This is a genomic window from Serratia sp. YWN4 (genome assembly GCF_055790845.1).
Genome location: NZ_CM147696.1, coordinates 4,513,150 through 4,524,866, shown reverse-complemented (window position 1 = coordinate 4,524,866; position 11,717 = coordinate 4,513,150). Strand labels below are relative to the sequence as shown.

Annotated in this window: 12 protein-coding genes; 11 read left to right on the top strand and 1 reads right to left on the bottom strand. The window is 49.6% G+C overall.

What is annotated here, in order from left to right:
* Nucleotides 1–33 precede the first annotated feature (33 nt).
* A complete protein-coding gene (gene cysH, locus ACX9GT_RS20965; RefSeq protein ID WP_473188541.1) occupies nucleotides 34–768 on the top strand; it encodes a phosphoadenosine phosphosulfate reductase in 735 nt (244 codons plus the stop codon).
* A gap of 37 nt (nucleotides 769–805) precedes the next feature.
* Here cysH and ACX9GT_RS20960 read toward each other — a convergent pair whose 3' ends face one another.
* Entirely contained in the window at nucleotides 806–1,516 is a 711-nt protein-coding gene (locus ACX9GT_RS20960; protein WP_473188540.1) for an XRE family transcriptional regulator, read from the bottom strand.
* A 141-nt stretch (nucleotides 1,517–1,657) separates the two neighbouring features.
* Here ACX9GT_RS20960 and ACX9GT_RS20955 point away from each other — a divergent pair, with 141 nt between their 5' ends.
* From ACX9GT_RS20955 to ACX9GT_RS20910, 10 genes are all read left to right on the top strand, one after another.
* Entirely contained in the window at nucleotides 1,658–2,017 is a 360-nt protein-coding gene (locus ACX9GT_RS20955) for an antiterminator Q family protein (protein ID WP_473188539.1), read from the top strand.
* 359 nt (nucleotides 2,018–2,376) lie between these two features.
* Entirely contained in the window at nucleotides 2,377–3,303 is a 927-nt protein-coding gene (locus ACX9GT_RS20950) for a phage tail tube protein (RefSeq protein ID WP_473188538.1), read from the top strand.
* A gap of 180 nt (nucleotides 3,304–3,483) precedes the next feature.
* On the top strand, nucleotides 3,484–3,885 hold the full coding sequence (locus ACX9GT_RS20945) for a hypothetical protein (RefSeq protein ID WP_473188537.1): 402 nt from the start codon (nucleotides 3,484–3,486) through the stop codon (nucleotides 3,883–3,885).
* Nucleotides 3,886–3,965: 80 nt separating this feature from the next.
* On the top strand, nucleotides 3,966–4,199 hold the full coding sequence (locus tag ACX9GT_RS20940; protein WP_473188536.1) for a phage tail assembly chaperone: 234 nt from the start codon (nucleotides 3,966–3,968) through the stop codon (nucleotides 4,197–4,199).
* A gap of 46 nt (nucleotides 4,200–4,245) precedes the next feature.
* Nucleotides 4,246–5,583 (top strand): hypothetical protein, encoded by a 1,338-nt coding sequence (locus ACX9GT_RS20935; RefSeq protein ID WP_473188535.1) that lies wholly within the window; start codon nucleotides 4,246–4,248, stop codon nucleotides 5,581–5,583.
* On the top strand, nucleotides 5,580–5,909 hold the full coding sequence (locus ACX9GT_RS20930; RefSeq protein ID WP_473188534.1) for a phage tail protein: 330 nt from the start codon (nucleotides 5,580–5,582) through the stop codon (nucleotides 5,907–5,909). The genes ACX9GT_RS20935 and ACX9GT_RS20930 overlap by 4 nt, the downstream gene beginning before the upstream one ends.
* A 17-nt stretch (nucleotides 5,910–5,926) precedes the next feature.
* Complete coding sequence (locus ACX9GT_RS20925; protein WP_473188533.1) at nucleotides 5,927–6,634, top strand: phage minor tail protein L; 708 nt, start codon at nucleotides 5,927–5,929, stop codon at nucleotides 6,632–6,634.
* A gap of 8 nt (nucleotides 6,635–6,642) precedes the next feature.
* On the top strand, nucleotides 6,643–7,380 hold the full coding sequence (locus tag ACX9GT_RS20920; RefSeq protein ID WP_473191656.1) for a C40 family peptidase: 738 nt from the start codon (nucleotides 6,643–6,645) through the stop codon (nucleotides 7,378–7,380).
* Entirely contained in the window at nucleotides 7,323–7,874 is a 552-nt protein-coding gene (locus ACX9GT_RS20915; RefSeq protein WP_473188532.1) for a tail assembly protein, read from the top strand. The genes ACX9GT_RS20920 and ACX9GT_RS20915 overlap by 58 nt, the downstream gene beginning before the upstream one ends.
* A 72-nt stretch (nucleotides 7,875–7,946) precedes the next feature.
* Nucleotides 7,947–11,678: a TipJ family phage tail tip protein gene (locus tag ACX9GT_RS20910; RefSeq protein ID WP_473188531.1), complete on the top strand. Its 3,732-nt coding sequence runs from the start codon at nucleotides 7,947–7,949 to the stop codon at nucleotides 11,676–11,678.
* Nucleotides 11,679–11,717: the final 39 nt, after the last annotated feature.

The window sequence follows — 11,717 nt, the reverse complement described above, 5'->3', positions numbered from 1 at the left end:
GGAATACATCATCATTTTCAGGAGGCAAGCAACATGGCTGAACTCGATCTGGTAGCGCTGAATGCCTTGCCAAAATCAGGGCAGGCGCTGGCACTGGCGGTAGTCAATGGTCAGTTGGAACACTTTTCGGCGCAGGAACGAGTCGCCTGGGCGCTGGAGCATTTGCCGGGTGAATTCGTGCTTTCTTCCAGTTTTGGCATTCAGGCGGCGGTCTGTTTGCATCTGGTCACCCGCATCAAGCCGGATATCCCGGTGATCCTGACCGATACCGGTTATCTGTTCCCAGAAACTTATCAGTTTATCGATCAACTGGCCGACAAGCTGAAGCTGAATCTGCAAGTGTTCCGTGCCGAGCATTCACCGGCCTGGCAGGAAGCGCGTTACGGCAAACTGTGGGAGCAGGGCATTGAGGGGATTGAGAAATACAATCAGCTCAACAAGGTTGAGCCGATGAATCGTGCGCTGGAAACGCTGGGCGCACAGACCTGGTTCGCCGGTTTACGCCGCGAGCAGTCCGGTAGCCGTGCCAACCTGCCAGTGCTGGCGGTGCAACGCGGGGTGTTCAAGATTTTGCCGATTATCGACTGGGATAACCGCCAGATTTACCAGTATTTGACCGAGCATGGGCTGAGTTATCACCCGCTGTGGGAACAAGGGTACTTATCGGTTGGCGATACGCACACCACCCGTAAATGGGAAGAGGGTATGAAGGAAGAGGAAACCCGCTTCTTCGGCCTGAAGCGTGAGTGCGGTTTGCACGAAGGCTGAGGTTACTGGCAATGAGGGGTGAAACCCCTCATTGTGTTTACCAGATAGTCGAAGACCAGAAAACCCGGCCAATAATATGGATGCGTTGTTCAAACTCCTGACGATTCAGAGACTCATCGGGATATTCAGCACTATTAAAACTTTTGATGAGTACCCCGCCATCAGGCTTGGCCACCAGTTGCTTGACGCGGATTAAATCGCCATCCCGAATCGCGTAATAATCACCATCATTGATCGGAAACTGATTGGCGGTATCGATACCGACCACATCACCGCTGCGCAACAGCGGTGCCATGCTGTTGCCAATCACTCTGACAACCCGCGCATCACGGGCATTCACCCCCAAGCGCCGCAGGGTATAACGCCGAAACGGCAGGCGATAGATTTCTCTTTCCTCTTCTGGCATCGCACCGCTACCCGCCGACGCCTCAACGTCTAGCACTGGTATATCGATAAACTCTTTCTGATCCTGCTCCATCGATTCCCACTCTTCGACGCGTAAGCGGCTCTCTTTGATTTCGTCGAGCTCAGGTAAGGTTGTCGTTGAGTTGGTCTCGCCAAACAACAACCACTGTGAGGTTACCGAAAGAGCCTCTGCCAGTTTCTCCAGATTGCGTGGCGAGCGGGTTTGCCCAGTCTCAATTTTATTGATGGACTGCTGGCTGACCCCCACTTTTTCTGCCAAGGCTTTCTGGCTTAAACCGAGCTGTTCGCGCCGTTTAGCAAGGCGTTCACCTAAAGTTTGCATAGTTCATCTCCTGTTCCCCTGATTATAAATGAAAAAAATTCAATAACAACCTGTGAGGGTTGATACAACGTAATTATATTGAATTAACAACTATAAGTATGTAGTATACAACAACTGTATTTAGTCTGTCTTGGAGCAAAAATGAACAATATAAAGGTAAGCCTTGAGACGTGGGGAAACTGGGCGCGCTGTCATCTGGGTACTGAATATTCAACGGTAAATATCACTTTTCAAGAAGCGCTGCCGGTGAGTAGTTTCAACCGGACTCGCATCGACGATAAAGAAGGTATGCTGATTGACTCGGCGGTGGCCGGGCTTAAACGCTTTGATTTACTGGCTTATAAATTGATTATTGCGCATTATGTCTATCGCGTCAGCCAGAACCGTTTGGCGAAAGAGATCGGTAAGGCGCAGAGCTATGTCGCCAATCTACTACGTGTTGCCGAAGCCTTCATCGCCGGGCAGATCTTCTCTTATACCGAGACTGCCGCAACCGCTTGAAGACACTTCCAACCTGCTTTCTTGAGATACCGCCGTAAGGCGGTATTTTTTTGCCCACAACAAAAATAACAACAAAAAAGTGTTGATCTAATCTGATTAGCTGGTATAGTAACAACTATAAGGTCAAGGAGTTGTATCTTGAACTCAGCCACCTGAAGCCCTTCTCCTCTGCGTGAAGGGCTTTTTTGTTTGTACCTCTGAAAAACGTATTCACGGTCAATAGGCGCGTTGCTGCTAGCGACGACTTATTGCCGTAAATCATATGCACTCTGAATCGGTGCGTATGTACACCGGGAAGAACGCTTTTCCCACCGCCAATCGGGCAAAAAACAATAATAGTTAAGTAATTGGAGATGACTATGTCACAGGGCGCACGCCATTCGGTTTACTTTGTTAAAGAAGCAATTAGCGGAACTACCCCAAATACTCCAGCGCTGACGGTGTTCCGCGCAACGCAAAACTCACTGGATATCAAAATCAGTACGCTTGAATCTTCTGAATTGCGCAGCGATGCAGAGGTTTCTGATCTGCGTTTGGGGACTCGCAGCGTTGAAGGTTCTCTGTCTGCAGAACTGACTTTCGGCACTTTCGATGATTTGATCGCTGCGGCATTACGCAGCACATGGACTACCGATAATAAATTGACGGCGGGTGTTTTACGCCAGTCATTTACCTTTATTGATTACCAGGCAGACCTTCCTGCTGCCGATGGTCAGTACACTATCTACCGCGGTTGTGAAATCAACTCTATGTCGATGAAAGTGAGTGCAGAAGGGATCACCACCATTGAGTTCGGCATTATCGGCCGCACCATGGAGATTGCCACCGCGCTGCCAACGGGAGCAACTATTACTGCTGCAACCACGACGGCACCGATGGACGGTTTCTCTGGTTCGCTGCTGGAAGGGGGCAAAGCAGTATCCGTTGTTACCGAGGTGGATCTGACGGTAGAAAACGGCATTGAATCGCGCTATGTCGTTGGTTCAAAAACCGCCATTACGCCGAGCACCAAACGCCGTACGGTCAGCGGCACACTCAACACCTATTTTGAGGACAACACCTGTCGTAAGAAATTTATTAACGAAACGGAGAGTAATATCAGTTTTGATTTGCTCGATCCCAATAGCGCAACCAAAAAATATACGGTCAAGGTTCCACGCCTGAAATTCACTGAAGCACCTCGCAGTATTGATGGTGAAGGCGATATTATGATCAACCTTAATTATCGCGGGTTACTGGATCGCACCGTGGGTGCCAGCGTACAAATTACGCGTGTTGTTGCATAATAAAAGATCCCAAGTCTGAATAATAACAATAAATAATAATAAAAACGCCTGCGTCAGCGATTATTTCGCTCCGGTAGCGCAGCTTTTTAGTTTGAAAAAATAAACACTCCCGGCCATCAGTGAATCACTTCGTGATGGTTCGGGATTTTTAAATAATCTCATAACAAGTAGGGTAAAATTATGGCCAGTTTTCGTGAATTAAATATTGCCTCTAAAGCTAATGCTGGGATTGAGATCCCCGTCATGATCCCCGGTGGTGACAAAGGGGTACAAACCGGTGAGCTACTTACCGTGTTAAGCACCTACAGTGAACGGTTTCGTAAAGCGGAGGCCGATGGCTATCGCCGCATTCGCGAATATGTGCGTGAGGCCGAAACCAACAATCAAAAAATGGATGACAAAATCTATGAGGAAGTGGCTCTGGACTCCATCGCACAATTAATTATTGATTGGACCTACGACGAGCCTTGTACCACTGAAAACGTCAAACTCTTTTTACAAACCAACCCCCATATGTATGACACGGTGAATCGTGTTGCAGCGGATCACAGCGTTTTTTTCGCCAACGCCGCGACCAGTTAATTCAACGCCTCGCGGCGGAATGGGAACTTAATCTTCCCCCCAAGGGGAGTAAAGTCGCTCTGCGTAAGCATCTGGAAAAAGTGTGGCAAGTGACCGGTAAAAAACCGGTAAAACTTGTTGAACTGGATAATACGCCCTTCCCGGAAGAGCTTGGCTATCTCTACCAATGGTTTGCCGAATTTTATAATGGTCAACCCTTCAGCTACGGCGAGCTGGAGGCATGGTGCCGTTTGACCTGTCGGCAGTTGGATCCTGTTGAAGTAGAAACTATTCGTTATTTGACTCTTGCCCGTGAGGGCAATCGACAGAATTAAAATAATAAAAAATTAACCTGCTCCATAAAATAATGTGGGAGGAATAATGGTAACCACAAGCGCATCGAGTTATCAAGATAAAAAAACGCAAGCGGTAATAACCAGTACGTTGAAAAAAATGGCTGGTGATATTAATCTTGCCAATAAAAATGTTGATAAAGCAACGAAAGAACTGTCAAGAACCGTCGCATCATCACAGGGTTCCTATGCAGGAATTGCTGCTTTTTTATTAGCCTCCAATAAGTTGATTAGCGCAAGAAATGACTTTGACGCTAAAAGGTTGGCAAAGAAGGAGTATGCGGATAAAAATTTCCAAATTCCTTTTACTTATCCGGGTACTGAAAAACCAGATCTCAGTGGACTGGAAAAATTTATTACTCTGAATATCCCCCTGGCAGATTTATTAAAATTTAGTAATGAATTTTCTACCGCAGGAAAAGAGGTAAGGAATACGCTTAAAACAGCGGGGGAAGTATTTGGTAAAAATTCGAGAGCTTATAGTGTTACAAAAGATGTGACAGTAGGCGTTGATGCTGCCAACGGACTTGTCAATGGTTATACCGCACTGACAAAAGGTTATAACTCGGGTAAAAGTGACTCAGAGTCCTTCAAAATATTTGGTAATACATTTGAGCAACTAACAAATGGTACCTATGCAGAAAATAATCCCAGTACGTCTACCGCTTCAGGTGATGTATTAGCACAACAACAGCAACTTGAAGACAGCAAAACTCAAATTGCGCAAAGCGGCTCAGATCAAAGAGCAGCTATATCACTTACAGAATTACAAATCAGTGCTCAAAACTATGCGAGTGGATTTGGGTCGTTAGCTGGCACCATGGATTCTATGATGCTGGCTTCCGATGGTTTGATCAGCAAACAATCTGGTGCCTACAGAACCATGTTTGCAATGTCAAAAGCATTCAGTGCAGCGCAAGCCTCTCTTAACTTTTATCTCGCTGTCTCTAAAGCCATGGCATCTGGTCAATCAGTTCCAGAGATGATTGCCAATATAGCCATCGCTACGACATCAGGCATGCAGTTAATTGGAGCGATTCAGGGGATCAACTTCTCCGGTCAGGCCCATAGCGGCATTGATTATATTCCACGGGAAGGCACCTGGTTGCTGGATCGCGGCGAGCGGGTGGTGGATAGCCGCACTAACGCCGATCTAAAACAGTTCCTGAACGGCGCACCGTCGTCGGGCGGTGGCTCATCACTCTCTATCAATGTCCCGGTTACCGTGCAAAACGAGGGCGGTGGTTCGTCAATGTCTGCCGAAGGGCTAAGCCAACTGGCCGGCATTATCAAGAGCAAGGTGTATGAGGTGGTCAGTAATGAGCAACGCCCTGGTGGGTTATTAAATAGAGGAGCATACGCGTGAAAACCTTTACCTGGATCCCGGAAGAATCGCTGCAAGTGAGTGTAAAGCCGAAAGTCAAAGTGGTCTCTTTTGGCGACGGTTATGAACAGCGCTCACCCGACGGTATCAATAACCAGTTGCGCAGTTACTCGCTGCAGTTTTCGGGCAGCGCGGAAGATGTCAGGACCATCGATCAGTTTCTGACTGAGCACGGTGGAGCGCAGGCTTTCAGCTGGCTGCCTCCCGACACCCTGAAAAGTGCGCTATTCAAATGCGAAGAGTGGAACCTGACCGTTAACGGTTATTGGAATTCACTGAGTGCTACTTTCCAAGAAGTTGTCGCCTGACAGCAAGGATCAATAAAATGAGAAATATCAGTAACTCGCTGGTGCAATCCAGTGCTGCCATTGAGCAGGATACTTTGCTCGATCTCTACCAGGTCGATCTCACCTTTATCGGTGGTGATTTGCTGCGTTTTCACGCCGGACTAAATGAAAAAGGGGAAACGCTGGTGTGGCAAGGGAAAAGCTATCCTCCTTATCCGATTCAAGCCAATGGTTTTGAATTTAATGGCCAGGGCACCAGCAATCGACCCAAACTTACCGTGGCTAATATCAGCGGTTTGCTCACTGGTTTGAACGAGGATTTTGACGATCTGGTGGGGGCGGTCGTCACGCGTCGCCAAGTTCCGCGTCGCGCGCTGGATGCGGTGAACTTCAAACAGGGGAACCCGCAGGCGGATGCTACGCAGGAATTAGTCAGCCGCTATGTCATTGAGCGGCTGACTAATCTTACCAGTGAGGCGGCGACCTATGAACTGGCACTGCCCAGTGAAAGCGATGGTGCCATGCTGCCTGCCAGGGTAATTATCAGCGACATCTGCCCCTGGGAATACCGTTCAGCCAACTGTAGCTATCGCGGTAGCCCGGTGGCGGATGAGAAAGACAATCCCACCACGTCGGCACAGCTGGATAAATGCGGTAAACGGCTGAACTCCTGCAAAATGCGTTTCGGCAAGAACGGCATCTTGCCATTTGGTGGCTTCCCGTCCGCTGCCAAACTCAGCCGCTGATAGGGGGCATTATGGGCATTGAGCAGCAGATTCTGCACCATGCCGCAGCAGAAGCACCGTTTGAGTGCTGCGGGCTGGTGGTGAGCACTGAAGATCAACCACGCTATCTGCCCTGCAAGAATATCGCCGATCGTCCGGAACTGAATTTTGAAATCTCTCCCGATGATTGGTTACGTGCGCAACTGCAAGGCGACATTCTGGCGGTGGTGCATAGCCACCCTGGCGGGCCGAACTACCTCAGCGAAGCCGATCGCGCGATACAAAAACGCACCGCCTGCGAATGGTGGCTGGTGGGCAGCGGAGATCTCCTGCGCTTTCGCAACTGTTTGCCGCTGCTGGGCCGTCAATTTCTGCATGGTACGACCGACTGTTACACCTTGATTCGTGATGCCTATCATCTGGCAGGCATCGAATTACCAGAGGCAGAACGTGAAGATGACTGGTGGCTCGGCGAACAAGAGCTTTATCTGGAGAATATTGTCAGCGCCGGTTTTAGCCGTATTACTGACGACAACCCACAGCCCGGCGATGTGCTGCTGATCTGCCTTGGCAGCGCACGCGCCAATCATGCCGCGATTTACTGCGGCGATCAGACCATCCTGCATCATGTGCCGCACCGTTTAAGCCGCCGGGATACCTATGGCGGTTACTGGCAGCAATACACGCATTCAATATGGAGACATCAAGCATGGCAACCGTCTGCTTTTACGGCGATCTGCAACGATATGGCCGCCGCTTTAACTTAGAAGTTCACACCGCAGGGGAGGCGCTGCGCGCGCTGATCTCGCAAATTCCTGGGCTGCGCCAGCATATCAGTAACGATTTCTACCGCTTGCGCATCGCAGGGCAAGATATTACGCAAGAAGAGCTCAAACAGGGGATGCATAGTCCTTTACCGGATAAAGCGGTGATTCATCTGGTGCCTCGAGCATTGGGGGCAAAAAATGCCGGTATTTTTCCGACGATCCTGGGGGCTGTGATGGTCGTGGTTGGGGCCTTCACTATACCGTTGGGAGGGGCGGCACTGATCGGTGCAGGGATTGGCATGATAGCGACGGGCGTCGCCAGCATGCTGACCAAAATGCCATCAACCCCCAAAGTAGGGAATAACGGCAATATCACCAATACCGCCTTTTCCAATCTGGATAACGGCATTGCTCAGGGCGCAGCCATTCCCTTGTGTTATGGGGAAGTGCGCATTGGCTCCAAGGTGCTGAGCCAAGGGCTAGCCACTGAGTAAGTTCGCGTCAATCAGCAATTTTTCTTTTCACTCAACCCTGGCCTCGCCGGGTTTTTTTTATCTGAGGTATGTATGGGCAAAGGTGGCGGTGGCGCTCGCACGCCAGTAGAACAAGCGGATAACTTAAAGTCAAAACAGCAATTATCCATTATCGATCTGCTTTGCGAAGGGCAGATCGAAGGCCCGGTTGGCGGGCTAAAAGGGGTCTATCTTAACGATACTCCGATTCAGAACAGCGATGGTTCCAACAACTTTTCCGGCGTTAATGCGCAATGGCTGGCTGGGACACAGCAGCAATCCTGCCTGGAAGGGTTCTCATCCGCAGAGAATGAAGTGCCGGTTTCTACCGAAGTGAAATATGGCACACCGCTGATCAGAACCATCTCTTCTGCGGATATCGACCGTGTTCGTGTCACCGTTGGCGTCAGCGCGTTGTTCTCGCAAACCTCGGAAGGGGACATTAACGGCAGCAGCGTTGAGTTGCTGGTGCAGGTCAGCAACGGTAGTACCTGGCAAACCCGTGAAACGGTGAAGATTGAGGGAAAAATCCGTTCACAATACCTGCGTTCGGTATTTTTGACCGCGCTACCGAAGGCTCCGTTTAATATCAGGGTGGTACGTAACACCCCAGACAGTACCAGCAGTAAAGTCGAGAATAAAACCCTGTGGTCCAGCTATACCGAAATTATCGACAGCAAACTCAGTTACCCGAATACCGCGCTGGTGGGGCTCTCTTTTTACTCCTCGCAGTTTCAGGGGGTGCCAAAGCGTAACTATCTGATTCGTGGCCTGATGATCAAAGTTCCCAGCAACTATACGCCGGAAACACGCGTCTACAGCGGGATGTGGGATGGCAGCTTCAAGATTGCCTGGAGTAATAACCCGGCCTGGATCTTCTACGATCTGGTGATGAACGAGCGTTATGGCCTAGGGAAACGCCTGGGGAGTTTTGGCTGTGACAAGTGGGCCATGTACAGCATTGCGCAATACTGCGATGTGCTGGTCGACGACGGCTTCGGTAATAAAGAACCGCGCATGACCTGTAACTGCTATATCACCGATCGTCGTCAGGCGTATGAGGTGGTCAACGATCTGGCTTCGATCTTCCGTGCCATGCCAGTGTGGGATGGCATGCAGATGAGCTGTGTACAGGATCGGCCCAGCGATCCGGTCTGGCGTTATACCAACGCCAACGTGGTGGATGGCAGCTTCAGCTATCAGTCCAGCGCCCAGAAGGCACGGCATACGGCGGCGCATGTGCGCTATATCGATCCCGCTAATGGTTGGAAAACCGCGACGGAATACGTTTCTGACGATGTGATGATTGCCCGTTACGGTCTCAACGTCACCGAGATCGATGCCTTTGGTTGTACCTCGCGCGGGCAGGCCCGTCGCACCGGCCAGTGGATCCTGCAAACCGAACGGCTGGAAAAGCAGTCGGTCAGCTTCAATGTCGGGCGCGAAGGCATGAAACATCTGCCGGGGGATATCATCGAAATCGTTGATAACCAGTATACCGGCAGCCGCAGCGGTGGGCGTATCAAGGCCATCAGTGGCCGCACTGTTACGCTGGATCGCGACATCACCATCCCCGCTGGGCAGCGCGCCTACTTGGGTTACATCGGGAAAGATAATAAGCCTGCTCAGGTGGATATCGCCTCGCGGCCACTGCCTAATCAGGTGGTATTGGCTCAGGATGTGACTGGCCTCCAGCTGCAAGGCGTTTGGACGCTCTCGCTTGCCAGCCTGAAGCCGCGGCTGTTCCGCGCCATGTCGATCGGTGAAAACGACGATGGCACTTACAGCATTAATGCGCTGCAACATGTGCCGGAAAAAGAAGCGGCGGTGGATAACGGCGTCCGCTTTGATCCCAAGCCTGCTCGGCCTTATGGCGGTAACCTACCGCCGGTGGAACATCTGCTGGTGGAAGCGATCCCAGACAGCAGCGTCACGCAGGCTCGCGCTTACTGGTCGACTCCAACGGTGAACCAGCATGTCACTTTTGAGGTGAAGCTCACCAGGAGCGGAGCGGTGGTATTGCGGGAAAACACCCCTGATACCCAATATCTGCTGAACGGCCTGGAGGTGGCGAATTATCAGATCTCCGTACGCTGCCGTGACAGCGAGGGGCGTTTAGGGGAAGAGACCGTAGTCGACTTTTCTCTTAATGCCCCCGCACCCCCGGCCTATATTGATGTCACGCCTGGGGTGGGGCGCATTACTTTACAGCCACATTTTGCCGGAGCGGTTTCCTTTAATACTTTGTTTGAGTTCTGGTATGCGGAAAAAGCGCTGACGCTGAATCAAGTAGAATCGATGGCGATGAAGTTGGTCACCAGCAGCTACTACATTCACGATCGCTTAAAGCATGGCAAAACCTATTACTACTACGTCCGCTCGGTAAACCCTTACGGCAAATCAGCGTTTATCGGCGTTGAAGCGCAAACCAGCAGCGATGCGTCAGAAATCCTGGACGTGATTGCCGATCAGGTAATGAGCAGTGAATTAGGCAAAAGCCTGACGGAAAGCGTAGAAAAAAATAATCAGGACCTGAACGAAGCGGCGAATGCCATTATCAGTAATGCCTTGGCGAACGATGCCGATGCACGCGAATGGCGGAAAAAGGTTGGCCAAACGGATGCGTCAATTACCGAGGTGAAACAGGTGGTGGCGGATGGCGAACAGGCTACCGCCACGGTGCTACAGCAATTAACCAGTAAAACTGATAATACGGCGGCATCTTTAACCCAGTTGTCGACCACTGTGGCTAACAACAGCAGTGCAACGTCGCAGCAAATTACCGGGCTAAACAGCCAGATTGGCACGGTTTCCGCCGATGTTCAGCAAACTTCGAAAACCGTCGCGGATATCAATGGCAAACTGTCTGCATCCTGGAATATTAAGGTTGGCACCACCAGCAACGGCAAACAGTATGCAGCCGGTATTGGCGTGGGGGTAGAAAATACCCCTAGCGGCATGCAGAGCCAGGTACTCTTTTCCGCCGATAGATTTGCCTTTATTAATACCGCCAATGGCACCACCAGTATACCCTTTGTGATTGATGGTAGTCAGACGATTATTAATAGCGCCTTTATTAAGGATGGGAGTATTACTAATGCTAAAATTGGGGGGTATATTCAATCAGATGATTACGATTCGACTAATAAAACAGGGTGGTCTATATTAAAAAACGGGAGTGCTGTTTTTAATAATATTACAGCTAGGGGGCATATTGAGGCGGCAAGTGGGTATTTCAGTGGGGAGATCCGTGCAGCAAATGGGTCATTTAACGGAACAGTCTATGCAAGTAAAATAATCGGTGACCTAGTTGATATAAATGCTATGGTTGAGTATGTTGATGTTAGCCGATGGATTGATCGGAGTAGTTATATTGATATACCGATAGCAGTTATTGAGCCCGCAGCATTTGAACGGCGAGGTGTTATTAATGGCTTGTTGCCATCTGGCATTTATCATTATAACCAAAGTGGTAAAGTTATAATGGTTCAGCAAGGGAAAATAGCGAGTGCATATGGTCTTGGTGGAGCTACTGGCGATGTTGAACTTATATTAAATAACACTATTATTGCAAAGTCAAACTCGCTTTTTGAGCGTAATTCAGTTGGATTTCCGCTTGGTATAATATCAACAACGCCTTTTAAAATTAAAGCTAACTCAGGTGCGGCTAATTTGACTTTACGCATCAAAAATATCAGTAGCAATGAAGGGAATTGGATTAGTTGCTTTGTGCAATTTTCTATTACAACATCACGCGCCACACAAAATATAGCACTTTTAGTATGATTTAAATGTTCGCAAAAAATCGTATGATACTTAAAAAAT